This window comes from Streptomyces sp. NPDC041713 (genome assembly GCF_055591085.1).
In genome coordinates this window covers 559,338-584,326 of sequence record NZ_JBVIZY010000003.1, presented here as the reverse complement: position 1 = coordinate 584,326, position 24,989 = coordinate 559,338, and the positions used below count along the sequence as shown (strand labels likewise).

General features: G+C 69.3%; 27 protein-coding genes. 12 read left to right on the top strand and 15 right to left on the bottom strand.

The genetic code is table 11. From position 1 onward, the window contains the following. Nucleotides 1-52 precede the first annotated feature (52 nt). Nucleotides 53-1,780, top strand: coding sequence for a YibE/F family protein (locus ACZ6CV_RS12265; RefSeq protein ID WP_469250721.1), 1,728 nt, complete (start codon nt 53-55; stop codon nt 1,778-1,780). Nucleotides 1,781-1,851: 71 nt separating this feature from the next. On the opposite strand, the gene ACZ6CV_RS12260 is transcribed toward ACZ6CV_RS12265, so the two are convergent. From ACZ6CV_RS12260 to ACZ6CV_RS12245, 4 genes are all read right to left on the bottom strand, one after another. After that, on the bottom strand, nt 1,852-2,289 hold the full coding sequence (locus ACZ6CV_RS12260) for an SsgA family sporulation/cell division regulator (RefSeq protein ID WP_469250720.1): 438 nt from the start codon (nt 2,287-2,289) through the stop codon (nt 1,852-1,854). Between the two features lie 103 nt (nt 2,290-2,392). Further along, nucleotides 2,393-3,106 carry an IclR family transcriptional regulator gene (locus ACZ6CV_RS12255; RefSeq protein WP_469250899.1) on the bottom strand — a complete coding sequence of 238 codons (714 nt, stop codon included), beginning with the start codon at nt 3,104-3,106 and terminating at the stop codon, nt 2,393-2,395. A 320-nt stretch (nt 3,107-3,426) separates the two neighbouring features. Continuing rightward, nucleotides 3,427-3,648 (bottom strand): DUF5326 family protein, encoded by a 222-nt coding sequence (locus ACZ6CV_RS12250; RefSeq protein ID WP_355814363.1) that lies wholly within the window; start codon nt 3,646-3,648, stop codon nt 3,427-3,429. 301 nt (nt 3,649-3,949) lie between these two features. Next, complete coding sequence (locus ACZ6CV_RS12245; protein ID WP_355814360.1) at nt 3,950-4,267, bottom strand: cupin domain-containing protein; 318 nt, start codon at nt 4,265-4,267, stop codon at nt 3,950-3,952. Nucleotides 4,268-4,327: 60 nt separating this feature from the next. Here ACZ6CV_RS12245 and ACZ6CV_RS12240 point away from each other — a divergent pair, with 60 nt between their 5' ends. The 3 genes from ACZ6CV_RS12240 to ACZ6CV_RS12230 all read left to right on the top strand — a co-directional run bounded on the left by ACZ6CV_RS12240 (nt 4,328) and on the right by ACZ6CV_RS12230 (nt 6,796). Continuing rightward, nucleotides 4,328-4,705, top strand: a complete 378-nt coding sequence (locus tag ACZ6CV_RS12240; protein WP_355814358.1) for a phage holin family protein — start codon at nt 4,328-4,330, stop codon at nt 4,703-4,705. Between the two features lie 200 nt (nt 4,706-4,905). Beyond that, the gene (locus tag ACZ6CV_RS12235) at nt 4,906-6,087 is read left to right on the top strand and encodes a cystathionine gamma-lyase (protein ID WP_469250719.1); all 1,182 of its coding nucleotides are present in this window, start codon (nt 4,906-4,908) and stop codon (nt 6,085-6,087) included. A 226-nt stretch (nt 6,088-6,313) separates the two neighbouring features. Then, nucleotides 6,314-6,796, top strand: a complete 483-nt coding sequence (locus ACZ6CV_RS12230) for an NUDIX hydrolase (RefSeq protein ID WP_362375351.1) — start codon at nt 6,314-6,316, stop codon at nt 6,794-6,796. A 110-nt stretch (nt 6,797-6,906) separates the two neighbouring features. Here ACZ6CV_RS12230 and ACZ6CV_RS12225 read toward each other — a convergent pair whose 3' ends face one another. Beyond that, nucleotides 6,907-8,430: a globin domain-containing protein gene (locus tag ACZ6CV_RS12225; RefSeq protein ID WP_469250718.1), complete on the bottom strand. Its 1,524-nt coding sequence runs from the start codon at nt 8,428-8,430 to the stop codon at nt 6,907-6,909. Between the two features lie 397 nt (nt 8,431-8,827). Continuing rightward, nucleotides 8,828-9,460 (bottom strand): HAD family hydrolase, encoded by a 633-nt coding sequence (locus ACZ6CV_RS12220; RefSeq protein WP_469250717.1) that lies wholly within the window; start codon nt 9,458-9,460, stop codon nt 8,828-8,830. A 201-nt stretch (nt 9,461-9,661) separates the two neighbouring features. Between ACZ6CV_RS12220 and ACZ6CV_RS12215 the strand changes: the two genes are divergently transcribed. Then, nucleotides 9,662-10,531: a GNAT family N-acetyltransferase gene (locus tag ACZ6CV_RS12215; protein ID WP_469250716.1), complete on the top strand. Its 870-nt coding sequence runs from the start codon at nt 9,662-9,664 to the stop codon at nt 10,529-10,531. Nucleotides 10,532-10,687: 156 nt separating this feature from the next. On the opposite strand, the gene ACZ6CV_RS12210 is transcribed toward ACZ6CV_RS12215, so the two are convergent. Further along, nucleotides 10,688-11,107: a GlcG/HbpS family heme-binding protein gene (locus ACZ6CV_RS12210; RefSeq protein WP_469250898.1), complete on the bottom strand. Its 420-nt coding sequence runs from the start codon at nt 11,105-11,107 to the stop codon at nt 10,688-10,690. A gap of 118 nt (nt 11,108-11,225) precedes the next feature. After that, complete coding sequence (locus ACZ6CV_RS12205; protein ID WP_469250715.1) at nt 11,226-12,458, bottom strand: MFS transporter; 1,233 nt, start codon at nt 12,456-12,458, stop codon at nt 11,226-11,228. Between the two features lie 139 nt (nt 12,459-12,597). On the opposite strand from ACZ6CV_RS12205, the gene ACZ6CV_RS12200 reads away from it, so the two are divergent. Both ACZ6CV_RS12200 and ACZ6CV_RS12195 read left to right on the top strand, forming a co-directional pair. Continuing rightward, a complete protein-coding gene (locus tag ACZ6CV_RS12200) occupies nt 12,598-13,056 on the top strand; it encodes a MarR family winged helix-turn-helix transcriptional regulator (protein WP_355812044.1) in 459 nt (152 codons plus the stop codon). Nucleotides 13,057-13,127: 71 nt separating this feature from the next. Next, a complete protein-coding gene (locus ACZ6CV_RS12195; protein ID WP_362375369.1) occupies nt 13,128-13,580 on the top strand; it encodes a GNAT family N-acetyltransferase in 453 nt (150 codons plus the stop codon). Between the two features lie 124 nt (nt 13,581-13,704). Here ACZ6CV_RS12195 and ACZ6CV_RS12190 read toward each other — a convergent pair whose 3' ends face one another. After that, nucleotides 13,705-15,156 (bottom strand): serine hydrolase domain-containing protein, encoded by a 1,452-nt coding sequence (locus ACZ6CV_RS12190; protein WP_469250714.1) that lies wholly within the window; start codon nt 15,154-15,156, stop codon nt 13,705-13,707. A gap of 44 nt (nt 15,157-15,200) precedes the next feature. Beyond that, nucleotides 15,201-15,632 (bottom strand): MerR family transcriptional regulator, encoded by a 432-nt coding sequence (locus ACZ6CV_RS12185; RefSeq protein WP_469250897.1) that lies wholly within the window; start codon nt 15,630-15,632, stop codon nt 15,201-15,203. 125 nt (nt 15,633-15,757) lie between these two features. Between ACZ6CV_RS12185 and ACZ6CV_RS12180 the strand changes: the two genes are divergently transcribed. Further along, on the top strand, nt 15,758-16,711 hold the full coding sequence (locus ACZ6CV_RS12180) for an SDR family NAD(P)-dependent oxidoreductase (protein WP_469250713.1): 954 nt from the start codon (nt 15,758-15,760) through the stop codon (nt 16,709-16,711). Between the two features lie 57 nt (nt 16,712-16,768). Here the strand turns inward: ACZ6CV_RS12180 and dnaB are convergent, their stop codons facing one another. Further along, nucleotides 16,769-18,244 carry a replicative DNA helicase gene (dnaB, locus tag ACZ6CV_RS12175; RefSeq protein ID WP_355812061.1) on the bottom strand — a complete coding sequence of 492 codons (1,476 nt, stop codon included), beginning with the start codon at nt 18,242-18,244 and terminating at the stop codon, nt 16,769-16,771. Nucleotides 18,245-18,704: 460 nt separating this feature from the next. Between dnaB and ACZ6CV_RS12170 the strand changes: the two genes are divergently transcribed. Then, the gene (locus ACZ6CV_RS12170) at nt 18,705-20,042 is read left to right on the top strand and encodes an MATE family efflux transporter (protein ID WP_469250712.1); all 1,338 of its coding nucleotides are present in this window, start codon (nt 18,705-18,707) and stop codon (nt 20,040-20,042) included. A gap of 205 nt (nt 20,043-20,247) precedes the next feature. Here ACZ6CV_RS12170 and rplI read toward each other — a convergent pair whose 3' ends face one another. From rplI to rpsF, 4 genes are all read right to left on the bottom strand, one after another. Next, on the bottom strand, nt 20,248-20,694 hold the full coding sequence (gene rplI, locus ACZ6CV_RS12165) for a 50S ribosomal protein L9 (protein ID WP_355812067.1): 447 nt from the start codon (nt 20,692-20,694) through the stop codon (nt 20,248-20,250). Between the two features lie 18 nt (nt 20,695-20,712). Then, a complete protein-coding gene (gene rpsR, locus ACZ6CV_RS12160) occupies nt 20,713-20,949 on the bottom strand; it encodes a 30S ribosomal protein S18 (RefSeq protein WP_003949403.1) in 237 nt (78 codons plus the stop codon). Between the two features lie 72 nt (nt 20,950-21,021). Next, nucleotides 21,022-21,621: a single-stranded DNA-binding protein gene (locus ACZ6CV_RS12155; protein WP_469250711.1), complete on the bottom strand. Its 600-nt coding sequence runs from the start codon at nt 21,619-21,621 to the stop codon at nt 21,022-21,024. 78 nt (nt 21,622-21,699) lie between these two features. Further along, nucleotides 21,700-21,990 (bottom strand): 30S ribosomal protein S6, encoded by a 291-nt coding sequence (gene rpsF / locus ACZ6CV_RS12150; RefSeq protein WP_016644628.1) that lies wholly within the window; start codon nt 21,988-21,990, stop codon nt 21,700-21,702. Nucleotides 21,991-22,255: 265 nt separating this feature from the next. On the opposite strand from rpsF, the gene ACZ6CV_RS12145 reads away from it, so the two are divergent. The 3 genes from ACZ6CV_RS12145 (at nt 22,256) to ACZ6CV_RS12135 (ending at nt 24,938) form a co-directional block, all read left to right on the top strand. After that, nucleotides 22,256-22,570: a hypothetical protein gene (locus ACZ6CV_RS12145; RefSeq protein ID WP_355812073.1), complete on the top strand. Its 315-nt coding sequence runs from the start codon at nt 22,256-22,258 to the stop codon at nt 22,568-22,570. A 148-nt stretch (nt 22,571-22,718) separates the two neighbouring features. After that, on the top strand, nt 22,719-23,840 hold the full coding sequence (locus ACZ6CV_RS12140; RefSeq protein WP_355812076.1) for a lipid II:glycine glycyltransferase FemX: 1,122 nt from the start codon (nt 22,719-22,721) through the stop codon (nt 23,838-23,840). Nucleotides 23,841-23,906: 66 nt separating this feature from the next. Beyond that, on the top strand, nt 23,907-24,938 hold the full coding sequence (locus ACZ6CV_RS12135) for an alanine racemase (RefSeq protein WP_355812078.1): 1,032 nt from the start codon (nt 23,907-23,909) through the stop codon (nt 24,936-24,938). Nucleotides 24,939-24,989 lie beyond the last annotated feature (51 nt).

Genomic DNA, 24,989 nt, shown 5'->3' with positions numbered 1-24,989 from the left:
ATCTCGGGCGCGCTGAACAGAGGGCCCCCCTCGTTCTTGCGATGATCGGGCAGTGACCACCACAGAGCCGCCGCTCCCGCCCCCCTCCCGCCCCCCGTCCGGACGCCCCGGCCCCGTCCCACCCTCCGACCGCCACGTCACGCCCCATCACCCCGCCCCCGAAGGCCACCAATACGCAGGCCACGGCGGGCCGGGCCACGGCGACCACGGCGGCCACGGACACGGCGATCACGGCGGACACGGCGGACGCAGCGGACACAGCAGCGGAGGCCACGGCGGTCACGGCGGTCACGGCGGTCACGGCGGTCACGGCGACGGAGGTCACGGCCACTCGCACAGTCACGGTCCGGCCGCCCCTGTCTCCCAGCATCTGCGCAAGGTCATCGCCGCGATCCTGATCCCCTTCGCCGCCGCGGTCGTCGTGGGCCTGGCGGTGCTGTGGCCGGGGGGCACGCCCGGTCACGAGCGCACCGGCGTCGGCTTCGACCGGCAGACCCAGTCGGCGAAGGTCACGAAGATCCAGGAGCTCCCCTGCAAGGACCTCAACCCCTCGCAGACCCCGCCGAACGGCGACACCTCCACCGCCGAAGGCCAGTCCGCGCAGTCCCGGGCGGCGGGCACCTGCAAGCGGGCCACGGTCGAGGTCACCAGCGGCGATGACACGGGCCGCACCTTCACCGAGATCATCCAGCCGGACTCCCCCCGGCAACTGAAGCAGGGTCAGAAGGTGGTGGTCGCCTACGAACCCAAGGCCCCCGAAGGCCTCCAGTACTCTGTCACCGACGTGAACCGCAAGCTCCCCATGGCGCTGCTCGCCGGCATCTTCGCCCTCGCCGTCGTCGTGGTGGGCCGGCTGCGCGGCGTGATGGCCCTGGTCGCCCTCGCCATCAGCTTCCTGGTGCTCACCTTCTTCATCCTGCCGGCCATCCTGCAGGGCTCGAACCCGCTGGTGGTGGCGGTGATCGGGGCAAGCGCCATCATGCTGATCGCGCTCTATCTCTGCCACGGCCTCACGGCCCGTACGTCGGTCGCGGTGCTCGGCACGCTCATCTCCCTCCTCCTGATCGGCCTCCTCGGCTCCCTCTTCATCGGCTGGGCCTCGCTGACCGGCAACACGGACGACAACACCGGCCTGATCCATGGCCTGTACCCGTCCATCGACATGAGCGGCCTCCTCCTCGCGGGCGTCATCATCGGCTCGCTCGGCGTCCTCGACGACGTGACGGTCACCCAGACCTCCGCCGTCTGGGAACTGCATCAGGCCAACCCGACGATGAGCTGGCGCGGCCTCTACCGGGCAGGCATCCGCATCGGCCGCGACCACATCGCCTCGGTCGTCAACACCCTCGTCCTCGCCTACGCGGGCGCCGCGCTGCCCCTCCTCCTGCTCTTCTCCATCGCCCAGTCCAGCGTGGGCACGGTGGCCAACAGCGAACTGGTCGCCGAGGAGATCGTGCGTACCCTCATCGGCTCGATCGGCCTGGTCGCCTCGGTGCCGGTGACGACCGCGCTGGCCGCCCTGGTCGTCTCGGCGGACCGCACGTCCGGGTCGGGGAGCGGGGCGGGTGCGGCCTCCGGCCTGTCGGTCGGTGGCGGGGGTGGCGGTGCGGGTGCAGGTGTGGGTGCTGGTGGTGGTGTCGGGGCTGGTGCTGGGGCTGGCGCTGGGGTGGGGGCTGGCGCTGGGGTGGGTGCTGGCTCAGGTGTGGGAGCCGGGTCGGGCGTGGGTGCCAGCGTTCCGCGACCCTCACGTGGCGGCAAGGGACGTCGCCGTAAGCGCTGACCATTTCGCGCCAATCCTGATGCCATGAAATGCACCAAAGTGCCACCTGGACCGCGCAGTTGACCTAGCCGTCAGCCTGCGTTCTGCTCCTCGGCGAGGATCCTGTCGAGTGCCTCGTCGAGATGCGTGTCGAAGCCGGCGAGCGCCCGCTCCTGTCCGAGCGGCACCAGCTTGTCCGTGCGGTCGAGGAAGGCGAGCAGCGGCGGGATGCCCACCCGAAACAGCGCTTGGTCCGCGCCGACCTGAAGTCTGATCAGCGCATCGTCGAGCTTCGTGGAGTCGGTGGGCTCCACCCGCACGTCACCCTCCCCGCTCGGCCTGCCCACCCCGTCGATCAGCAACTCCCGCCCGAACGTCCAGGTCACCGGGGCGTCCCCCGGCAGGTGGAATGTCAGCCGCACGGCATAGGGGTCGTCGAGCTCGTAGTACAGCTCCACCGGGATGCGGAACGACAGCTCCTCGGACACAACGAAGCTCATCATGACCTCTGCCTGAACCGTCTCGCCCATCCCGCCGCACCCCGTCGCATAGCCCGCAAGGAGCCAGGAACCAACTTCCCGACACCCCTGGCATCTTGCTCAAAGTACTGGCCAGATCACAAGGAGTGAGTTTTCAGATGCTGATAGAGAAGGCGAGTGTCCCTAGTAGCTTTCCGATCTCACGCTGCAACCGGTCGGCCGCCGGCAGCAGCCGCTCGGCTTGATAGGAGGGAACAGAAATGGCCATGGTCGCCGCGGTGTCGCCGGCCGTGATCGGGATCGCCGCACAGACCGTGCCGAGCGCGTACTCCTGCCGCTCCACCACGGGCCGCATGCGTTCCCGCGCGTCGAGCCGCCGGATGAACGCACGGTCGTCGCGCACCGAATAGGGCGTGATCGACTGCACGGGATACCGGTCGAGATGGTCCTTGCGTGCCGCGTCATCCAGCTGACCCAGTAGGCACTGACCGATCGCGTGGGCGTGGCCCGTCTCCCGGAAGTCCGCCCACTCCTCGACGGCCGGATTTCCCGGGGTGTCCGCGACGGCGACGACGTCGATCTCACCCTCGCGGTAGACGGCGAAGTACACGGGGACGCCGATGGTGTCCCGCCAGTGCGCCAGTGCTTCCTCGATGGCTCCGCGCCGATTCTGCTGGGCCCCGCTTCCGCCCAGCCGCTCGGCCGCCTCGCCGAGCACGAACACTCCTCTCTCCCGGCGCAGATAGCCCTCGTGGGCCAGAGTGCGCAACAAGTGGTACGCGGTGGGAAGGGCGAGACCTGCCTCCCGGGCCAACTGCTTTGCGGGCGCCCCGCCTTGATGCGATGCGGCGGCTTCCAGCAGCCGCATCGCCCGCTGCACGGAGCCGATGAGGGTCGGCCCGACGGCGACGGCGGTGGAAGCGTCGTCGGACGGTGAAGTGACGGCATCAACAACCGGCGGCATGGTGTTGTCGACCGCGTCCAAGGTGCACTCCCGAAGCGCCTGAAGGGTCCGCCCGTGCCCGAGTAGCGAGGGAGGGGCCGTGCACGTGCGCCCGTCCGCGGATATCGAGCCCGCGTCGGATTCCGGACTCTAATCCTTGGCCTTCGCCCTACGGAGCCGCACGGGAAAACTTCCCCCGCCCGAGGGAACCGCCGTGGAAACCGGTCGTCGGGCGAGGCCGGAGGTCACCAGTCGCTGCGGGACGAAGACGAGCCGGATATGAACTTCCGTACGACATAGATGAGTCCACCGACCAGGGCTACGAATATCAACGCCTTGAAGAGCAGGGTGACCACGAATCCGACCACGGCCGCTATCACTCCGCCGAACACGACGAGTGCGATGACGGGTATGGCCACCCACTTCACCCACCACGGCATTCCCGCAAAGATCTCCTTCGCTGCCATCGTCCTTACCTCTCTCTGCTCTGTCCGCGCTTCCGCGCTCTGTCCGCACTTCGCACTTCGCGCACTTCGCGCTCTTCGCCTCGGTGCGGTTTCCTGAATCTCCGCGGGTTCCTGGCGTCTTGCATTCGATGCTAGGGCGCCGAAGGGCTCAACGGGGGCCTCGGACCCCTTGCCGTCCCCTGATCCGACCCTGAGGGAACCCCGAGGTCACAACCCTGAAGACGTCAGCCCGCAGGCGGAGACCCCGCGAAGGGAGGTCCCGCGAAGGGAGATCCCGAAGGGCAGTGCGCGCAGAGGGGGCTCAGGACTCGGGCGGAGAGAAGACGACGAGCACCCGCAGGTCTTCGCTGATGTGGTGGAACTTGTGGGCCACCCCGGCCGGCACATAAATGACGCTGCCCCGTGCCACCTGCGTCGTCTCCATGCCGACCGTGATCGAGGCACGACCGCTGACGACCATGTACACCTCGTCCTGGCGGTGCGGCTGCTGCGGGTCGGCCTCCCCCGCATCCAGCGCGTACAGCCCGACCGACATGTTCCGCTCACGCAGGAACTGCAGATACGCCCCGTCGTTCGCGGCGCGCTCCGCCTCCAGCTCATCCAGTCGGAATGCCTTCATCGCTCCCGTACACCCCTCGCTGATGCCTGCGGCCGACCCATGTCTGCCACGATCACACACATGAAGAATTTTGTAGTCAAGACGATCGCCAACGCCGCGGCCCTGGCCGTCGCCGTATGGCTGCTCGACAAGATCACCCTGACCGGCGACAGCACGGGCAAGAAGGTCGGCACGCTCATCGTCGTCGCCCTGCTCTTCGGCCTGGTGAACTTCCTGGTCAAGCCGGTGGTCAAGGTCCTGACCTTCCCCCTGTTCATCCTGACGCTCGGCCTGATCACCCTCGTCGTCAACGCCCTGATGCTGTTGCTCACGTCGTGGCTGGCCGACAAGTTCGACGTCAGTTTCCATGTCGAGGGCTTCTGGACCGCCGTGCTGGGCGGCCTGATCATCTCGATCGTGTCCTGGGCGCTGAACGTGGTGCTTCCCGACGACGACTGACCGCGTGCGGGTGCCGACCGCGGCGACCGGGTGCGGGGCGGGTGCGGGTGACCGAGTGCGGGTGACCGTGTGGGACGTTCAGGCGTTCGACGTGTGCCGGAGAATGGAGGAGACGGCGAGCGAGATCCTGCCCGGCGTCGGGCGCCGAGGAGCCTGCTCGGCGTCGTACAGGAACGTGTGAGCAGTGGAGAGGCGGCGGCATGACGGACGTGGGACCCATGGGTGACGGGGCGGCGCGCATCGGCGACGGCACGCGCGCGGTTCGGGTCGGGCTGCCCGAGCCCGTGAAACACGAGCCGACGCTGCCCGGCCCCGTCTTCGCCGCGCATTTCCACCTGCCGGGCGACCCGACGGGCGGGTACGCCTACGGCCGCGACGACAACCCCACCTGGACGCACCTGGAGCGCGCCATCGGCGAGCTCGAAGCACCCGACGGCGGCCCGGACGCCGCCTCGGACGTCGAGACGCTGGTCTTCGCCTCCGGGATGGCCGCGATCTCGGCCGTGCTGTTCTCGCAGCTGCGCGCCGGTGACGTGGTGGTTCTGCCGGACGACGGCTACCAGGTGCTGCCGCTGGTCCGGGAGCAGCTCACGGCGTACGGCATCGAGGTGCGCACCGCGCCGACCGGCGGCGACGCACAGCTCGACGTCCTCGACGGCGCCAAGCTGCTGTGGATCGAGACGCCTTCCAACCCCGGCCTCGACGTGTGCGAAGTGCGGCGGCTCGCCGACGCGGCACACGCGCGGGGCGCCCTGGTGGCCGTCGACAACACCCTCGCGACACCCCTGGGCCAGCGTCCTCTCGAACTCGGCGCCGACTTCGCGGTCGCCAGCGGTACCAAGATGCTCACCGGCCATGGCGACATCCTTCTGGGATATGTCGCCTGCCGTGACGCCGAGTTGACCTCTTCCGTGCGGCGTTGGCGCAAGATCGTCGGGGCGATTCCGGGGCCGATGGAAGCCTGGCTCGCCCACCGCTCGCTCGCCACGTTGCAGCTGCGCGCCGACCGGCAGAACGCGAACGCCCTGGCCCTCGCCGAGGCGCTGCGCGACCGCCCCGAGGTGTCGGGGCTGCGCTACCCCGGGCTGCCTGACGATCCCTCGCACAAGATCGCCGCCCAGCAGATGAGGCGCTTCGGGTGCGTGCTCTCCTTCACGCTGCCCTCACGCGCGCGTGCGGAGCGCTTCCTCGACGCACTGCGCCTGGTCGACGACGCCACGAGCTTCGGCAGTGTGCGGTCCACGGCCGAGCGCCGGCGACGGTGGGGCGGGGACGCCGTTTCCGAGGGCTTCATCCGCTTCTCCGCTGGCGCAGAGGACCCCGTCGACCTGGTGGCGGACGTGCTGCGGGCGCTGGACGAGTCGGCCGACACAGCCGTCTGACCACGCGGGGCAAGCCTCGCGTCGCCCTTACGGATACGCACAACGAACGGTCCGAGCCTCCCCCCTCGTGACTCGGACCGTTCCGGTTCCACGCGCGCAGAACCGTGCAGACAAGGTTAGTTGACCCTGCGTCGGCGTCCCATCACGATGAGGCAGCTATGCGCCCGATGGGGGCGCCGCAGGTCCGCGATGTTTCACGTGGAACAGTCCGGGCCACATTCCCACCATGACCGTCCGACCCGTGGTCAAGCGCACCGCACGCGCCGTCCTGCTGGACGGAGACGACCTGATCCTGATCAAGCGCACCAAGCCCGGTGTGGATCCGTACTGGGTCACCCCGGGCGGCGGCGTCGAGGCGGAGGACGCGTCTGTCGTGGACGCGCTCCACCGAGAGGTTCACGAGGAACTCGGGGCCAAGATCACCGACGTCGTGCCCTGCTTCGTCGACACCGTGGAGCACATCGGCGAGGACGGTGGCGCGACCGGCGTGAAGGTGCAGCACTTCTTCGTCTGCCGTCTGGAGTCCATGGACACCAGCCGTCGGCACGGTCCCGAGGTGGAGGAGCCGTGCGGCGAGTACGAGATCGTGCATGTGCCGTTCACGCGGGTCGGCATCGCCTCGGTCCATCTCGTACCGCTGTCCCTGCGGCATTACCTGGACGGCAACATCGAGGGGGTGCGCGCGATGCACGCACCCGATCTCGGCTGACCCGCCGGCCTCGGCTGATCTGCTGACCTCGGCTGGTCCGCTGACCTCGGTGATCCACCGCCTTGGCTGATCCGCGGGCCCGTCGCGGTCCGTCCCGGTCCGTTGCTCGGCTAGTTCGCCGCCATCAATTCCTCGATGGCGTCGTGGCGGATTCTGCCGTCCGGGATCCCGATGTCCCGCAGCGCGTCCACTCCGTTGCGGATCATGCCGGGCGGTCCGGAGAGGTACGCGTCGTACTCGTTCCAGGGCCCGTACTCGCGCACCGCGTCCGGCAGTTGCGCCCGATGGTCGACGATGGGACGCACGGCCAGCCACGGGTGGGCCTGCTGCAGCCGCAACATCGTGTCGATGTCGTACAGGTCGTGATCGGTGCGGGCCCCGTAGAACACCTCGACCGGGCGGCGCCTGCCGTGTTCGGCGACGTCCTCGACCAACGCCTTGATGGGCGCGATGCCCGTGCCGCCGCCCAGGCAGAGCAGGCCGCTGTCCGTGGTGTGGTCGACGGTCATCGAACCGCTGGGCGGGCCCAGGCGCAGGACGTCACCGGGCCGGGCATGGTGCACCAGAGCGTTGGAGACCCAGCCGGCCGGGACCGCCTTGACGTGGAACGACAGCAACCCGTCCGCTCGCGGCGCTGACGCGAAGGAGTAGTGACGCCAGATCCGCGGCCACCAAGGAGTCTCCAGGCTGGTGTACTGCCCGGCGAGGAAGGGGTACGGCTGGTCGGGGCGGACCGTGACGACCGCTATGTCCGGGGTCCTCAGCTCGTGCGAGACGACCTCGGCGTACCACCAGGCGGGGGCGCGCAGTTCGTCCTCCGCGGCCGCGTCGATCATGACCTGGGAGATCGTCGTGTACGTCCGGACCCAGGCGGCCTCGGTCTCGTCGTCCCAGACGGCGCTCGCGTACCGGCTCAGCGAGCCGATCAGGCACTCGCCGACGGCCGGGTAGTGCTCGGGCTGGGTGCCGTACTTGCGGTGTCCTCGCCCGAGGTTCTTGAGGTACGAGACGAGCACGTCGGTGTGGTCGATGTGCTCGGCCGCGGTCAGCAGCGCCTTGAGGATCCGGTCCCGCTGGGTGTCCATCGCCGCGGGGAACAGCGCGCGCAGATCCGGGTGGCGGGTGAAGAGCAGTGCGTAGAAGTACGAGGTGACCTTGTCGGCGACGGGGGCGATCTCCGCCATCGTGCGCTGCACCAGGACCGCGTCAGCGGACGCCTTCCGCGAAGGGGACGGCGTCGGGGCGGTGATGGTGGGTGAGGCCGACTGGGGCTGGGGCTGAGACTGGGCCTGGGGCTGGGTCGGTGACGCCGGAGGGGTCGGAGCGGCTGCTATTCGCTCGTCCGTCGCCGCCACGGTGGCCGTCGCGGCAGTCGTGACGGCGGTCGTCGCGGCAGGCGCTGTGCCGGAGGCCGGAGCCGGGCGGGCGCTGACGCCGGGCGACGCCTCGGCGTTGCCGGACGGGCGGGCGTGGCCCTCGGACGGGTCGCCGAAACCGTCGGGCCGCTGCCGTGCGCCGTCTTCCGGCTGCTGCGCGGGCCTGCGCGGAGTGAACCAGCCGCCTCCGTCGCCGGAAGTGCCGTCATCCGCCGACGTGGTGGTCGGAGCGTCCATGCTGTGCCTCGCCTCGAACATCTCTCGGTCGGTCTGCGCACTTCCTGCCGGAAGTTGCCTGCTGCCTGCTGTCCCCGCTCTGCCTCGACGGCCGTCACGGCCACATTGAACCCCGGCGCCCCGAACCCTACGGACAAGTAGGGCCAGAATGTGACATTGTCCGCAGTCGTCTCACCGCAGCATCCCATTAGCGGCTGCCTCGACAGCCGCATAACGGAAAGTCCGAGTTCTGGATCTCTCCACGCCGTTAGGCTTCATTGCCCTCCGCGTGCACCCCTTGGAGTGCCGCGTGTACCCCTTGGGTGCGAAGAGACGCACCGGGTACGACCTTGATCGACCTTACCGGCAGCCGCCGAACACACAAGCCCCTCTACCCCTCGTCCGGAATTCCACCGCTCTGACAGTGCATTGCCGGTAATTACCGGTCGCGCCGGCCCAATTCGTACGCCTTACGTAGATCCCGCCCGACATAAGAGTGGGTGGCCAGGCTCACCAGCCGTTGATCCGCGTTGATGGCCACAGAAACGGGCACTGCGCCGAACAACTCCAGGTCGGAGAGCGAGTCGCCGTATGCGATGCAATCGCTCCGCCCCAGTCCGAACTCCGCACAGAGCCGGTCCGCGATCTTCACCTTGGCCGCGGCATCGAGAATGCCCGTCGGATCGACCGGCATGGTGAACGGCACGTCCGGGAAGCGAGAGCCGTGCGCGGCATGCGCGCCCCACCCGATGAGCCGCTCGACGAAGAACGACGGCGAGAGGGAGATCACCGCGCAGTAGTCCCCGTTCTCCCGGATCGCGGCCCAGGTCTCCCGGATGCCGGTGAGCCATGGCGCTCCGTCGAAGGCGGCCGTCACGTGTGCGTCAGTGAGCTCCGCCCACAGGACATGCACCCGCCGCGCGTACTCCGGTGAGTCGATCCGTCCGGCCACGAAGTCCCGCTCCAGCTCGGCGATCTCCGCGTTCAGGCCGAGCTGGCGTGATATCTCCACGGGCGCCGCCGTGCCGTGCAGCAGCGTCCCGTCCAGGTCGAAGAGGTGTAGGCGTGCCATGTCCGCCGAGGCTAGTCCCCGCGATGGCTCCCGCCGCCAGACACCCCTCCCTCCACGCTCCCTCCCGGGCCTCACCGCTCGGCATCGTGTTTCACGTGAAACATCGTGCCGCTGGGCGCACTTGCTCCGTGGCCAAAAGCACCGTGCCTCTCTCCACAAACAGGTGGACGCCGGGGAGGAACGTCCGACAGCCTGAACCAGGTGTCGACACCTTCCCTCTCCGCCCTGCCCATCCGCCGACTGACGCCCCGCGATCTGCCGGCCTGCGCCGACCTGTCCGAAGACCGGGGCTGGCCGCGTGAAGAACACAAGTGGGGCCTGCTCCTGTCGGCCGGCACGGGGTACGGCATCGACGACCCTGACGGCAACGGCCTGATCGGCGCCTACGTGGTGACCCGGTACGGCTCTACGGAGCGTCCCGACCTCGCGGCCATCGGCATGGTCCTCGTCGCCGAGCGGTACGCCCGGCGGGGCATCGGCCGCCGCATGATGCAGAACGCCGTCGAGGAGGCGGGCACCACTCCGCTGACCCTCCACGCGACGCCGTTCGGCCGCCCGCTGTACGAACAGCTCGGTTTCGAGGCGATCGGCCGGGCCGAGATGGTCATGGGCCACCTCGTTCCCGCGGGCCCCCTGCCCGACATCGCCACCCGGCCGGCCAGCGCGGAGGACCTGACCGCCATCCTCCGGCTCGACACCGAAGTCTTCGGCCATGACCGCATGCATGTGATCACCCGGCTGCCGGCCTTCACCGACCAGCTCAGGGTCGCCGAGACCGACGGAGAGATCGTCGGCTACGCGGGTGCCTGGCCCAACATGGAGACCCATGTCGTGGGCCCGCTCATCGCCCGGGACACCGAGACCGCCAAGGCCCTGATCGCCTCACTCGGCGCAGGCACCGACCGCCCACTGCGCACCGACATCGACGCACGGCACACAGAGCTGCTGGCGTGGGCCAAGGAGAGCGGGCTCGCGCACATCGCCGACAACGACGTGATGGCGTACGGAGTGCCGGAGCTCCCTGGCGACTGGACCCGACGCTTCGCACCGCTGACGGTCGCCGCCGGCTGAGCCGGTCGCGTGGCCCGGCGCCACGCACAGAGGCCGACTCAGGTCACGCGAGAGAGGCCCGCCCACGGGTTCCCCCGGGGCGGGCCTCTCTCGTACGCCATCCGTACGTGCTGCTCTACGCGCCGTACGTTCTGCGTGCCGTATGTTCTGCGCGCCCTACGCGAGGGCCTCCACGGCCGCCGTCGCGAAGCCGTGGTCCTGCTCGGGCGCGCCACCGCCGACGCCGACGGCGCCGATCAGCCGGCCGTCACGGTGGACCGGCACCCCGCCCGCGATGAAGAGCAGCGGGCGGTCGAGGGCGGTGGGCAGGGTGTGGAAGAGGCCCCCGGGCTGGACGGCGTCGACCAGGTCGGCGGTGGGCGCGTTCAACTGCAGGGCGGTGTACGCCTTACGGGTGCTGGTCTCGCCGGAGATCAGCACGGCCCGGTCGTCCCGCCGGAAGGCGAGCAAATGACCGCCCGCGTCGAGGACGGTGACGCTGACGGTGACGTCGGCGGCCTCGGCGGCGCGGCGGGCCGCGGTGACGAGAACCTCGGCGTCCTCGATGGTCAGCGGGGCGACGGCGGTGGCGGGGATGGTGGTCATGAGGGGTTTCTCCTTGCGAGGTGGTACGAGGTAACGCCTGGTGTTGCGGTACTGGATCGCCCGGTCGGTGCCAGGAGTTCGGGCGGCACCCGGGGGAGGGAGTGAGGGCTCAGTGGTGGACGGGCGTCGGCTGCTCGGCGGGTGCCGCCTGCTCGACGGGGGTCGGCGTCCCGCCCGCCATGACGAGGCCGGGGCCGGTGGAGCGGCGCTCCAGGGCGGCCGAGACCAGGGCCAGGACGAGGGCGGAGGCGGCGAGGACCGCGCCGACCCAGTTCGGGGCGGTGTAGCCGAGGCCGGCGGAGATGACGAGCCCGCCGAGCCACGCCGAAAGCGCGTTGCCCAGATTGAAGGCGCCGATGTTGACCGCGGAGGCCAGCGTCGGGGCGCCGGATGCGTGGTCAAGGACGCGCTTCTGCAACGGCGGCACCGTCGCGAAGCCCAGGGCGCCGATCAGCAGGACGGTCACGGCGGCCGCGATCTTGTTGTGCGCGGTCAGGGTGAACAGACCCAGCACCAGAGCGAGGGAACCGAGCGTCACGTAGAGCATCGGCATCAGCACCCGGTCCGCGAGCCGACCGGCGACCAGGTTGCCGCCGACCATGCCGAGTCCGAAGAGGACGAGCAGCCAGGTGACGGAGGAGTCCGCGTAACCGGCGACGTCCGTCATCATCGGCGTGATGTAGGTGATGGCCGCGAAGACGCCGCCGAAGCCCAGGACCGTCATCGCCATGGCGAGCAGCACCTGTACGTTGCGGAAGGCTCCGATCTCGTCGCGCAGCCGCACGCCTTCGGGCTTGGGCAGGTCCGGCACGAGCTTGGCGATCCCGAAGAGGCCGAGGACGCCGAGGGCGGCGACGATCACGAAGGTGATCCGCCAGCCGATGGCCTGTCCGACGAGCGTGCCGAGCGGGACACCGACGACGTTGGCGACCGTGAGTCCCGAGAACATCATGGCGATCGCTCCTGCCTTCTTCTCCGGAGCGACCAGTTCGGCCGCGACGACCGAGCCGATACCGAAGAAGGCGCCGTGGGCGAGTGAGGCGACGACGCGGCCGGCCAGCATCACGCCGAAGACCGGGGCCACGGCGGAGAGCAGGTTGCCGAGGACGAAGAGGCCCATCAGGAGCATCAGCATCCGCTTGCGCGGGATTCGGGTGCCGAGAGCGGTCATCAGGGGAGCGCCGAGCACGACACCGAGGGCGTAGCCGGTCACGAGGAAGCCGGCCGTCGGGATGGAGACGCCGAAGTCACCCGCGACCTCGGGAAGCAGTCCCATGATCACGAACTCGGTGGTCCCGATCCCGAAGGCCCCGATCGCGAGGGCCAGAAGCGCGAGAGGCATGGATCTACCTTCCAAACGATTGCAGGTGCGCTTAACGTGCGTACACAATAGTTGCACGCGCGGGTTAATTGCAACCGCCGGATATTGCATCGGTGGACTACTCTGGGTGCAGCCGCTCCGGGACGGAGGAACAAGAGCCATGACAGCGACAGACCCCGCACTCACCGCGCTCGCACAGAGCTGGTGCGCCCTCTCCTTGCTCCACGGCAAGATCGAGGCCCACGTCGAGCGCGCCCTCCAGGCCAAGCACGACCTGAGCGTGCGGGAGTACGGGCTCCTCGACGTCCTCAACCGCCAGCACGACGGTGAAGGCGGTCACCTGCAGATGAAGCAGGTCGCCGACGCGGTGGTGCTCAGTCAGAGCGCGACCACCCGCCTGGTGACCCGGCTCGAGGAGCGCGGCCTTCTCTCCCGCTACCTGTGCCCCACCGACCGCCGGGGCATCTACACGGACGTCAGCGAGGCCGGTGCCGCGCTGCTCGCCGAGGCGCGTCCCACCAACGACGCGGCGCTGCGCGAAGCGCTCGACGAGGCGGCACAGAACCCGGAGCTGGCCCCGCTGGTCAAGGCCGTCGAGACGTTGCGCGTGCCCGCATAGGAGCGGGCACGGGTGGGGTGGCCGCAGTGGGCCCCACCCCGCGCCGCAGCCGGCCCGCATAGGCTGCGGCCATGGGAGATCTCGAAATACGCCCTGCCACCGCTGCGGATCTGCCCGCCATCGTGGGCATGCTCGCCGACGACCCCTTGGGCGCCGCGCGCGAGTCGCCGGACGACCTCGCTCCGTACGTCACCGCCTTCGAGCTTCTGGCCGCCGATCCGAACCAGCATCTCGTCGTCGCCGAGCGTGAGGGCCGCGTCGTCGGCACCCTGCAGCTCACGATCATCCCGGGGCTCTCCCGCAAGGGCGCCACCCGGTCGATCATCGAGGGCGTACGCATCCATGCCGAAGAGCGCGGCAGCGGGCTCGGTACACGGTTCATCGAGTGGGCCGTCGAGGAATCCCGCCGCCACAACTGCCAGTTGGTGCAGCTGACCTCCGACGCCTCGCGCACCGACGCGCATCGCTTCTACGAGCGACTGGGATTCTCGGCGTCGCACGTGGGCTTCAAGCTGCAGCTTTGAGACGTCGCTTGACGGAGCGACAGCAAAGAGCGGCCTGCTTCACACGCCTTGGATCACACGCCTTGGCTCACACGCCTTGTTTCACGTGAAACAGGCCGCCCGACCTGGTGCACCGCAGCAACGCCTACGGGAAACCGCGCCACCCTTGTGGGTCCACGCCGCCGGGAACCGGCGCTCCCGCGTCGTAAGGCTCACGGGTGAAGACGAACGACCCCAGGTCCAGGTGGCTCACCGAGCCGTCGGGTCGCCGTACCGGCTGCAGCAACTCCCCCGCGTAGTAGCCGTTGAGTCCCGTCCAGGTGCCGTCGCCGTTGGACCGGAACCGCGCCTGTCGTCCCGCGCCGGAGAGCGGCCCAAGATCGAGCTCACCATCGGCCGTCAGCCGAAGAGCGAGCACCTGGGTCCCCCAGTACCAGGGGCCGGTCACCTCCAAGGCCTTCTCGTCGACGTCGGTGAGCGGGCGCCACGGCTCCGGGATACGCGGTTCGGCGTCGGCCACGGTCTTCAGCAGGTCCACGGCCAGCGTCGACACCGGGGGCCCCGACGTGCAGTTGGCCAGTGCGACGGTGACGAGCCCGTCGGCCTCACTCACCCACAACGCCGCCAGGAAGCCCGGCAGCGATCCACCGTGACCCGCCAGGCTGCCCTTCTGCCAGCGCACCAGATCCAGCCCCAGACCGTAGGCCCTGTCCCATTCGCCGGTCTGCAGGGGAGCCGACGGCGTGCGCATCTCCCGTACGGACTCCGCGGCGAGCACCCGGTCGTTCCCCCGCACGAGGAAGTCCCCGAAGCGGGCCAGGTCGGCCGCGGTGGACCACAGCTGGCCCGCCGGAGCCATCAGACCCAGGTCCTCGACGGGCTCGGGCATCATCACGTCCGCCCAGGGGTGCACGGCGAAGCCACCCGCGTGCGGCTCCTGCGGCTGTGCGCTCGTCCGGTTCAGGCCGAGCGGCTCCAGCACCTCGCGGCGCAGTACCTCCTCCCAGGGGGCGCCGCGCAGCGCCTCCACCAGCGAACCGAGCACGGTGTAACCGGGGTTGGAGTAGTGGAAGCGCCGGCCCACGGGGTGCTTGAAGGGCTCCTCACCCAGCACATCGGAGAGTTCCGGGCGCGTCGAGCCGGGCGTGCGCTCCCACCAGGCTCCCGGCGTCTCAGCGGCCAACCCGCCCGTGTGGGAGAGGAGTTCGGCAATGGTGACCTCCCCCACGCCGGTGCCCGGCAAGTGCTTCTCCAACGGGTCGCCAAGGTCCAGTACGCCCTCGTCCCGCAGCCGCATCACCAGCACGGCGGTGAAGGTCTTGGTGATCGAACCGATGCGGTACTGGACGTTCTCGTCCGGCGCGTGGCCGTCCACCATGCTGCGGCCGCCGCTCCACACCAGCGCACCGTCCCGGGCCACGGCGGCGACCAAGGAGGGGGTACGGCCCTCCCGCTGCGCGACGGCGATGCGGTGCAGCAGGGCTCGGCGGGTGGACGGCAAGAGGTCTTCGCACGGCTGGAGCTCTTCGTACGGCTGGAGCCCTTCGTACGGCTGGAGCCCTTCGTAGGGCCGGGCGTCTTCATGAGGTGTCGTCATGGGACCAGTTCACCCGGGAGCCGCCCCCGAGTCGAGCCGCCGCCTCACCGAGGGTGTGACCAGAGCCCGGCCGCCGTCCCGTCGCGCAGGTGCTGCTCATAGGTGACGACCTTGCCGTGGATGACATCGAGGCAGGCGGCGAGGCCGTCGATCTTCGCTCGGACGGCGCGCTCGTGCTCCTGGAGCAGCGCAAGGCGCTCCGGTTCGTTGCCCGGCCCGGAGCGTACGAGCGCCGCGAATCTCTGGATCGTGGCGATCGGCATGTCCGAGTCGCGCAGCCGCCGGCAGAGCAGGAGCCAGTCCACATCGGCCTGTTCGTAGACGCGCTGTCCCCCGCCGGAGCGTGGGATCTCGCGGAGGAACAGCCCCTCACGCTCGAAGAAGCGCAGTGCGTGCACGCTCAGGCCGGTCGCCTCCGCCACCTGGCCGATGGACAGCCGGTTCGTGGCCCTCGGCGTCCTCGTCGTGCTCGGCATCCTCGTCGTCTCGTCGGGCAGCCCACCCGCGTCCTCGCTCATGCCAGGACCGTATCGACCGCTTGAACCGGCCTCCGCTGCGACCGCTTGACCTAGCCTGCGCTCAAGGTCCTAGCGTCCCGCCCATGATCACCGAACAGCACAAGCTCGGCACCGGATTCGACGCCCACAGCACGGCTACGGACGTACTCGCGGGCGTGGACCTGATGGGTGCCACGACCCTGGTCACGGGCGGCTACTCCGGACTCGGGCTCGCGACCACCCGCGCCCTCGTCCACGCGGGCGCCCACGTCATCGTCCCCGCCCGCAGGCCCGACACCGCCGAGGCCGCCCTGCACGGCCTCCCCCGGACCGAGGTGCGGGCGCTCGACCTCTCCGACCTGGAGAGCGTCCGCGTCTTCTCCGAACGGTTCCTGGAGACAGGCCCCTCCCTCGACGTCCTCATCAACGGCGCGGGCGTGATGGCCTGCCCGGAGACACGCGTCGGCCCGGGCTGGGAGGCGCACTTCGCCGTCAACCACCTCGGGCACTTCGCGCTGGCCCACCGCCTGTCCCCGTCCTTCGCGGCCACCGGGGCCCGCGTGGTGGCCGTCGCCTCCTCCGGGCACTTCCTCTCCGACATCCGGTGGGACGACCCGCACTTCCGCTCCGGCTACGACCGCTGGCTGGCGTACGCCCAGTCCAAGACCGCCAACGCCCTCTTCGCCCTGCACCTCGACCGGCTCGGCACCACCCGCGGCCTGCACGCCTTCGCCGTCCACCCCGGCAGCATCCTCACGCCACTGCAGCGCCACATCCCCCGTGACGAGCAGCTCGCCCAGGGCTGGATCACCCAAAACGGCACACCCGCCGCGGGCTTCAAGACCCCTGAACAGGGCGCGGCGACGGCAGTGTGGGCGGCGACCTCACCCCTGCTGGACGGCCACGGCGGGGCGTACTGCCAGGACTGCGACGTCGCCGAACCCGCCACCACCGACGACATGCTGATCGGCGGCGTCAAACCCTGGGCCGTCGACCCGGACGCGGCGGCCCGGCTCTGGAACCTCTCCTGCGAACTCACCGGGCTCAGCGCCTTCTGAACCGGACGACCGAAGGCGAGCCTCAGAAGCGACCGCCGAGCCATGGCGAGAGCGGGATCAGGTCTGGGCCATATCCACGAAGCGCGAATAGTGACCCTGGAACGCGACGGTGATCGTCGCCGTCGGGCCGTTACGGTGCTTGCCCACGATGATGTCCGCCTCGCCCGCGCGAGGGGACTCCTTCTCGTACGCGTCTTCGCGGTGCAGCAGGATCACCATGTCCGCGTCCTGCTCGATCGAGCCGGATTCACGCAGGTCGGAGACCATCGGCTTCTTGTCCGTGCGCTGCTCGGGGCCACGGTTCAGCTGCGAGAGCGCGATCACCGGCAGCTCCAGCTCCTTGGCCAGGAGCTTCAGGTTTCGCGACATGTCCGAGACTTCCTGCTGGCGGCTCTCGGACCGCTTGGAGCCGCCCGACTGCATCAGCTGCAGGTAGTCGATGACGACGAGCTTCAGGTCGTTGCGCTGCTTGAGGCGGCGGCACTTGGCGCGGATCTCCATCATCGACAGGTTCGGGGAGTCGTCGATGTAGAGCGGGGCGGCCGAGACGTCCGGCATGCGCCGGGCGAGACGGGTCCAGTCCTCGTCGGTCATCGTGCCGGACCGCATGTGGTGCAGCGCCACCCGCGCCTCGGCGGACAGCAGACGCATCGCGATTTCGTTGCGCCCCATTTCGAGCGAGAAGATCACGCTCGGCATGTTGTGCTTGATCGAGCAGGCTCGCGCGAAGTCCAGCGCGAGCGTCGACTTACCCATGGCGGGGCGGGCCGCGATGATGATCATCTGGCCCGGGTGCAGGCCGTTGGTGAGCTGGTCGAGGTCGGTGAAGCCGGTCGGCACACCGGTCATCTCTCCTGACCGCGAGCCGATCGCCTCGATCTCGTCGAGGGCGCCCTCCATGATGTCGCCGAGCGGAAGGTAGTCCTCGGTCGTGCGCTGCTCGGTGACCGCGTAGATCTCGGCCTGAGCGCTGTTGACGATCTCGTCGACGTCGCCGTCGGCCGCGTATCCCATCTGCGTGATCTTGGTGCCGGCCTCGACGAGGCGGCGCAGCACCGCGCGCTCGTGGACGATCTCCGCGTAGTACTCGGCGTTCGCCGCGGTCGGGACCGTCTGGACCAGCGTGTGCAGATACGATGCGCCGCCGACCTTGGTGATCTCGCCGCGCTTGGTGAGCTCGGCCGCCACGGTGATGGGGTCGGCCGGCTCGCCCTTCGCGTACAGGTCGAGGATCGAGGCGTAGATCGTCTCGTGCGCCGGGCGGTAGAAGTCGTGGCCCTTGAGCACCTCGACGACGTCGGCGATGGCGTCCTTGGACAGCAGCATGCCGCCGAGCACGGACTGTTCCGCGTCGAGATCCTGCGGCGGGACACGCTCGAACGACGAACCCCCGCCGTCCCAGCCGCTCTCCCGGCCCCGGTCGTGCTGCTCGTCGCGGCCCCTGCCTCCGTCGCGGCGCTGACGGGAGACGGGCAGACGGTCACTGGGACCGCTGTCGGCCCAGGGGTCGTCCAAAGGCTCGGAGATACTCACCGGGCCACCTCCTCCCGTCCGCCGAGCGGACCTCGCCGTGCCCCTCTTTGTTACGGCACGACACTGACAAATAAGCGGGCCCAACTCCGGTTCTGACGCGTCGGTTTTACGGGGTTTCCGAGGTCGTACGACGAGGCGGGCGCCGGACCACGGTAGGCCTGTGGGCACCGTCAGCCAATCTGGTTATCCACAGGCGGTGTGGATGACGGACCCCAGGCTGTGGAGAACCCCGCAAAACCTGTGCACGGGCCGGTGGACAGGCCTGTGAACAAGCCCTCAGCCCGCCTCTCGGAACACCTCTGACCTGCACCTTTCCCATCCACCGGCTGTGCAGAAGAAAAACTTCCCCGGTCGGACCAAGATCGTTGCAAACCACGCCCCGCGGCACACGGAAAGAGCAGTCAGGTAAGGGTCTCTAAAGCATTGCATCTCTTACCTGTGGAAGATTACATTGGTGCTCATGACACAGGCTCCCGCGGCGCCCAAGGCCGCCCGGCGACGGCACGACCGAGAGATCATCTCGCTCGCCGTTCCCGCATTCGGCGCGCTCGTCGCCGAGCCCCTCTTCGTGCTGGCCGACAGCGCCATCGTCGGCCACCTCGGCACCGCGCAACTGGCCGGTCTCGGCGTCGCCTCGGCGCTCCTCACCACCGCGGTGAGCATCTTCGTCTTCCTCGCCTACGCCACCACGGCCGCCGTCGCGCGCCGGGTGGGCGCCGGCGATCTGCAGTCCGCCATCCGCCAGGGCATGGACGGCATCTGGCTCGCGCTGCTTCTCGGCGCCGCCGTCATCGCCGTCGTCCTGCCCACCGCTCCCGCCCTCGTGGAGCTCTTCGGCGCGTCGGAGACCGCGGCCCCCTACGCCGTCACATATCTGCGGATCTCCTCGCTCGGCATCCCCGCCATGCTCGTGGTGCTCGCCGCCACCGGAGTGCTGCGCGGCCTGCAGGACACCAGAACCCCGCTGTACGTCGCGATCGGCGGCTTCGTCGCCAACGGCGTCCTCAACGTCGGCCTGGTCTACGGCGCGGACCTCGGTATCGCGGGCTCCGCCTGGGGCACCGTCATCGCCCAGTGCGGCATGGCCGTCATCTACCTCTACGTCGTCGTACGCGGTGCCCACCGGCACGGCGCCTCGCTGCGCCCCGACGCCGCCGGCATCAGGGCCTGCGCCCAGGCCGGTGCACCGCTGCTGGTCCGCACCCTCTCCCTGCGCGCCATCCTGATGATCGCGACCGCCGTCGCCGCCCGCCTCGGTGATTCCGACGTGGCCGCCCACCAGATCGTGCTGTCCCTATGGAGTTTGCTGGCCTTCGCCCTCGACGCCATCGCCATCGCGGGCCAGGCGATCATCGGTCGCTACCTGGGCGCCGACGATCCGGACGGTGCTCGCGCCGTCTGTCGGCGGATGGTCGAGTGGGGCATCGCCTCGGGCGTCGTCCTCGGCCTGCTGGTCGTCCTCGCGCGGCCCGTGTTCATCCCGCTCTTCACCGGCGACGGCGACGTCCAGGACGCGGCCCTGCCGGCCCTCGTCGTCATCGCGCTCGCCCAGCCCATCTGCGGGATCGTCTTCGTCCTGGACGGTGTCCTGATGGGAGCGGGCGACGGGCCCTATCTGGCCTGGGCCATGATCGCCACGCTGGCCGTCTTCACGCCGGTCGCCCTGCTCGTACCGACCTTCGGCGGCGGCCTGACCGCCCTGTGGGGAGCGATGACGCTGATGATGGCGGTCCGGATGCTGACCCTGTGGCTGCGCTCCCGCTCCGGCCGCTGGCTCGTCACGGGCGCCACACGCTGAGGACGAAGCGCTGAGGGTACGGCCGACGGGCGACGCACCCTGTTTCACGTGAAACCGGGCGACACGCTCTGTTTCACGTGAAACAAGCCACGCAGCACGGCCACGCTCCACGCAGCACGTCCCCGCAGCGCCATCCACGAAGCACGTTGGGCCGCACCCCAGGGGTGCGGCCCAACGATTGCTTCAACTCTGCCAAGCGCAGCGCTTAGGCGGAGACGACCTCGACGTTGACCTTCGCGGCAACCTCGGGGTGCAGACGCACGGACGTCGTGTGGGCGCCCAGGGTCTTGATGGGCGAGCCCAGCTCGACGCGGCGCTTGTCGACCTTCGGACCACCGGCAGCCTCGATCGCCGAAGCGACGTCGGCCGGGGTGACGGAACCGAAGAGACGACCGGCGTCGCCGGAGCGGACGGCCAGACGGACCTTGACGCCCTCGAGCTGAGCCTTGACCTCGTTGGCCTGCTCGATGGTCGCGATCTCGTGGATCTTGCGCGCACGACGGATCTGCGCGACGTCCTTCTCGCCACCCTTGGTCCAGCGGATCGCGAAGTTCCGCGGGATCAGGTAGTTGCGGGCGTAGCCGTCCTTGACGTCTACGACCTCGCCGGCGGCACCGAGGCCGGAGACCTCGTGGGTGAGGATGATCTTCATTAGTCGGTCACCCTTCCCTTATCGCGCGGTGGACGTGTAGGGCAGCAGCGCCATCTCACGGCTGTTCTTCACGGCCGTGGCGACGTCACGCTGGTGCTGCGTGCAGTTGCCGGTCACGCGGCGGGCACGGATCTTGCCGCGGTCGGAAATGAACTTCCGCAGCATGTTCGTGTCCTTGTAGTCCACGTACGTGACCTTGTCCTTGCAGAAAGCGCAGACCTTCTTCTTAGGCTTGCGCACAGGCGGCTTCGCCATGGTGTATCTCCTGTGTGATCAAGAAGTGGGGTTACGGCCCACCCTCGGCCCGTGGCCCGAAGGCCGTGAGGCTTAGAAGGGGGGCTCGTCCGAGTAGCCGCCACCGGAGCCGCCGGAGCTTCCGCCCCAGCCGCCACCGCCGCCGCCCTGCTGCTGGCCGCCGCCGGCCGGCGCACCGGTCGCCCAGGGGTCGTCGGCGGGAGCACCGCCGCCGCCACCCTGCTGCTGACCGCCGCCGGGGTTGCCACCCCAGCCGCCGCCCTGCTGGCCGCCGCCACCGCCGCCGTAACCGCCCTGGCCACCGCGACCGGTGGTCTTGGTGACCTTGGCCGTGGCGTTCTTCAGGCTGGCGCCGACTTCCTCGACGTCCAGCTCGTAGACCGTGCGCTTGATGCCCTCACGGTCCTCGTAGGACCGCTGCTTCAGGCGGCCCTGCACGACGACGCGCATGCCTCGCTGAAGCGACTCCGCGACGTTCTCCGCCGCCTGACGCCAGACCGAGCAGGTCAGGAACAGGCTCTCGCCGTCCTTCCACTCGTTGGTCTGACGGTCGAAGGTGCGGGGGGTGGACGCGACACGGAACTTCGCGACCGCCGCACCGGAGGGGGTGAAGCGCAGCTCGGGGTCGTCGACAAGATTGCCGACGACCGTGATGACGGTCTCGCCTGCCATGGGGGAACCTCTCGGCGGGTTTGCTGCTGGCTGCTTGTTGCTGCTACTCGATTCCCGGGTGCTGCTGAGCTAGAGAGCTCAGTGCATCTCGGGACGGAGGACCTTGGTCCGGAGGACCGACTCGTTCAGGTTCATCTGTCGGTCGAGCTCCTTGACGACCGCAGGCTCGGCCTGCAGGTCGATGACCGAGTAGATGCCCTCGGGCTTCTTCTTGATCTCGTAGGACAGACGACGACGGCCCCAGGTGTCGACCTTCTCGACCTTTCCGTTGCCCTCACGGACGACGGAGAGGAAGTTCTCGATCAGCGGGGAGACAGCGCGCTCCTCGAGATCGGGGTCGAGGATGACCATCACTTCGTAGTGACGCATGTGGAACCCACCTCCTTTGGACTCAGCGGCCACGGTCGTTCCGTGGCAGGAGGGTCGTGATGCGTACGCAACGGTATCGGCCGCCACTGACAATCGACTCCCGCGAACGGGGGCTCTTGCTGTGGCCAGGGCAGACACCGGTGCAGACGGTACAGAGTACCCGCACCGAGGCTTCCGGTTGAAATCCGGCGTCGGACGGGCAGAATCTGTACACATCGGGTGTGTACGGCGCTACGATGCGCCGCCTTCCGCAGGAGGTGCCTCCATGGCACAAGCAATGCGACCGAATACCGGCACGTCTCTCTTCGCCACCGACGGCAAAGCCCATCCGCTCCAGGACACGCTGCTCGGCGTGACCCTGGTGCTCGGGGTGATCGCCTTCGTGACGGCGATGTTCCACAACCTCCATCTGATCAGCTCGTGGGCAGGCCTGATCGGGATCGCCGCTGGCGCGTACGGCCAGTTCATCTCGGTGACCACGCGCGAGCGCTTCGGCCTGATCCTCGGCCTCGGCGCATCGGCGGTCGGGTTCTTCCTGGGCATGGCACACGGCGGTCTCTTCGGCGGAATCGTCGGCTGACGGCCTCCGGGCGCCCCGGTCGCGCACGCGGACCGGGGTGCTGAGTTCCGTACGCCCAGACAGGGCGCTCGCGGGGCGCAGTAGGCTTCGGCGCGAGAGCCGGAGCCCCTGTACCCATGGGGACACACCAGCCCGAGGAGCGCCCCGAATGAGTCTGACCCTGAGGACCATCAGTCGCGAGCAGCATCTGGCGTACATCCAGACACTGCCGTCGGCGAGTCATTGCCAGGTCCCGGCATGGGCTGACGTGAAGAGCGAATGGCGCTCGGAGAACCTGGGCTGGTTCGACGACAGGACCGGTCAGCTGGTCGGCGTCGGCCTGGTGCTCTACCGACAGCTGCCCAAGCTGAAGCGCTATCTCGCGTACCTCCCCGAGGGCCCGGTCATCAACTGGTACGCCCCGAACCTCGACGAGTGGCTGCAGCCGATGCTGGCGCATCTGAAGCAGCAGGGCGCCTTCTCCGTGAAGATGGGTCCGCCGGTCGTGATCCGCCGCTGGGACGCTCCGGCGATCAAGGCAGGCATCCAGAACCCGGACGTGAAGCGCCTGCGGGACACCGAGGCCACGCACATCGAGCCGCGCGCCTTCGAGGTCTCCGACCGGCTGCGCCGGATGGGCTGGCAGCAGGGCGAGGACGGCGGCGCCGGCTTCGGCGACGTGCAGCCCCGCTTCGTCTTCCAGGTGCCGCTGGCCAACCGCTCCCTGGACGAGGTCCAGAAGGGCTTCAACCAGCTGTGGCGGCGCAACATCAAGAAGGCCGAGAAGGCCGGCGTCGAGGTCGTCCAGGGCGGTTACCAGGACCTCGCCGAGTGGCAGCGGCTCTACGAGATCACCGCGGTGCGCGACAAGTTCCGCCCGCGGCCGCTCGGCTACTTCGAGCAGATGTGGCGGTCCCTCAACTCCGAGGACCCCAACCGCATGCGGCTGTACTTCGCGCGGCACAACGGCGTGAACCTGTCGGCCGCGACGATGCTGGTCGTCGGCGGGCACGTCTGGTACTCCTACGGCGCGTCGGACAACATCGGGCGTGAGGTCCGGCCCTCGAACGCGATGCAGTGGCGGATGCTGCGCGACGCGTACGCCATGGGGGCCACCGTCTACGACCTGCGCGGCATCTCCGACTCGCTGGACGAGACCGACCACCTGTTCGGTCTGATCCAGTTCAAGGTCGGCACCGGCGGCGAGGCCGCCGAGTACATCGGCGAGTGGGACTTCCCGCTCAACAAGCTGCTGCACAAGGCGCTCGACATCTACATGTCGCGCCGCTGATCCCGCACAATCTCCTTCCACCACTCCGATACACCGCAGGCACGAGAAAGGTTCCGGGATCCAGCCATGGCGCTCACGCTCTATGTCGACACCGCGCGCTGGCGGGCACACCAGAAGCACCTGCTGGAGCAGTTCCCGGGCATCGTCCCGGTCTGCAAGGGCAATGGTTACGGCTTCGGTCACGAGCGCCTCGCCGAGGAAGCCACCCGCTTCGGCTCCGATGTCCTCGCCGTGGGCACCACCTACGAGGCCGCCAGGATCAAGGACTGGTTCAGCGGCGACCTGCTGGTCCTGACCCCGTTCCGGCGGGGCGAGGAGCCGGTGCCGCTGCCCGACCGCGTGATCCGCTCCGTGTCGTCGCTCGACGGCGTCTACGGCCTCGTGGGCGCCCGCGTCGTCATCGAGGTCATGTCCTCGATGAAGCGGCACGGCGTCAGCGAGCAGGAGCTCCCGCAGCTGCACGCCGCGATCGAGGACGTGCGCCTCGAGGGCTTCGCCCTCCACCTGCCGCTGGACCGCACCGACGGCTCGGACGCCGTCGAGGAGGTCATCGGCTGGATGGACCGCCTGCGCGCGGCCCGGCTTCCGCTGCACACGATGTTCGTCAGCCACCTCAAGGCGGGTGAACTGGCGCGTCTGCAGCAGCAGTTCCCGCAGACCCGGTTCCGCGCGCGGATCGGTACGAACCTCTGGCTGGGCGACCACGAGGCCACCGAGTACCGGGGCGCCGTCCTGGACGTCACCGCTGTCGCCAAGGGCGACCGCTTCGGCTACCGCCAGCAGAAGGCGGCGTCGGACGGCTGGCTGGTGGTCGTCGCGGGCGGCACCTCGCACGGCGTCGGCCTGGAGGCCCCGAAGGCGCTGCACGGCATGATGCCGCGCGCCAAGGGCGTGGCCCGTGCGGGCCTCGCGACCGTGAACCGCAATCTCTCGCCCTTCGTCTGGGCGGGCAAGCAGCGCTGGTTCGCGGAGCCGCCGCACATGCAGGTCTCGATCCTGTTCGTGCCGTCCGACGCGCCGGAGCCGACGGTCGGCGAGGAGCTGGTGGCCCATCTGCGGCACACCACCACGCAGTTCGACCGGATCGTCGACCGTTGAGAAGACACCGAGAGCGGTAGACGGAGGGGCCGGTACGACCACGCGTCGTAC

Coding starts and splice junctions, on each gene's coding strand:
- ACZ6CV_RS12190 (WP_469250714.1), bottom strand. CDS start 15,156: ATGACGACACCTCATGAAGACGCCCGGCCCTACGAAGGGCTCCAGCCG.
- ACZ6CV_RS12235 (WP_469250719.1), top strand. CDS start 4,906: ATGACGGACGTGGGACCCATGGGTGACGGGGCGGCGCGCATCGGCGAC.
- ACZ6CV_RS12145 (WP_355812073.1), top strand. CDS start 22,256: ATGGCACAAGCAATGCGACCGAATACCGGCACGTCTCTCTTCGCCACC.
- ACZ6CV_RS12200 (WP_355812044.1), top strand. CDS start 12,598: ATGACAGCGACAGACCCCGCACTCACCGCGCTCGCACAGAGCTGGTGC.
- ACZ6CV_RS12185 (WP_469250897.1), bottom strand. CDS start 15,632: ATGCCGAGCACGACGAGGACGCCGAGGGCCACGAACCGGCTGTCCATC.
- ACZ6CV_RS12195 (WP_362375369.1), top strand. CDS start 13,128: ATGGGAGATCTCGAAATACGCCCTGCCACCGCTGCGGATCTGCCCGCC.
- ACZ6CV_RS12225 (WP_469250718.1), bottom strand. CDS start 8,430: ATGTTCGAGGCGAGGCACAGCATGGACGCTCCGACCACCACGTCGGCG.
- ACZ6CV_RS12240 (WP_355814358.1), top strand. CDS start 4,328: ATGAAGAATTTTGTAGTCAAGACGATCGCCAACGCCGCGGCCCTGGCC.
- ACZ6CV_RS12260 (WP_469250720.1), bottom strand. CDS start 2,289: ATGGGCGAGACGGTTCAGGCAGAGGTCATGATGAGCTTCGTTGTGTCC.
- ACZ6CV_RS12140 (WP_355812076.1), top strand. CDS start 22,719: ATGAGTCTGACCCTGAGGACCATCAGTCGCGAGCAGCATCTGGCGTAC.
- rplI (WP_355812067.1), bottom strand. CDS start 20,694: ATGAAGATCATCCTCACCCACGAGGTCTCCGGCCTCGGTGCCGCCGGC.
- ACZ6CV_RS12220 (WP_469250717.1), bottom strand. CDS start 9,460: ATGGCACGCCTACACCTCTTCGACCTGGACGGGACGCTGCTGCACGGC.
- ACZ6CV_RS12250 (WP_355814363.1), bottom strand. CDS start 3,648: ATGGCAGCGAAGGAGATCTTTGCGGGAATGCCGTGGTGGGTGAAGTGG.
- ACZ6CV_RS12155 (WP_469250711.1), bottom strand. CDS start 21,621: ATGGCAGGCGAGACCGTCATCACGGTCGTCGGCAATCTTGTCGACGAC.
- rpsR (WP_003949403.1), bottom strand. CDS start 20,949: ATGGCGAAGCCGCCTGTGCGCAAGCCTAAGAAGAAGGTCTGCGCTTTC.
- ACZ6CV_RS12230 (WP_362375351.1), top strand. CDS start 6,314: ATGACCGTCCGACCCGTGGTCAAGCGCACCGCACGCGCCGTCCTGCTG.
- ACZ6CV_RS12205 (WP_469250715.1), bottom strand. CDS start 12,458: ATGCCTCTCGCGCTTCTGGCCCTCGCGATCGGGGCCTTCGGGATCGGG.
- ACZ6CV_RS12180 (WP_469250713.1), top strand. CDS start 15,758: ATGATCACCGAACAGCACAAGCTCGGCACCGGATTCGACGCCCACAGC.
- rpsF (WP_016644628.1), bottom strand. CDS start 21,990: ATGCGTCACTACGAAGTGATGGTCATCCTCGACCCCGATCTCGAGGAG.
- ACZ6CV_RS12170 (WP_469250712.1), top strand. CDS start 18,705: ATGACACAGGCTCCCGCGGCGCCCAAGGCCGCCCGGCGACGGCACGAC.
- ACZ6CV_RS12255 (WP_469250899.1), bottom strand. CDS start 3,106: ATGCGGCTGCTGGAAGCCGCCGCATCGCATCAAGGCGGGGCGCCCGCA.
- ACZ6CV_RS12135 (WP_355812078.1), top strand. CDS start 23,907: ATGGCGCTCACGCTCTATGTCGACACCGCGCGCTGGCGGGCACACCAG.
- ACZ6CV_RS12245 (WP_355814360.1), bottom strand. CDS start 4,267: ATGAAGGCATTCCGACTGGATGAGCTGGAGGCGGAGCGCGCCGCGAAC.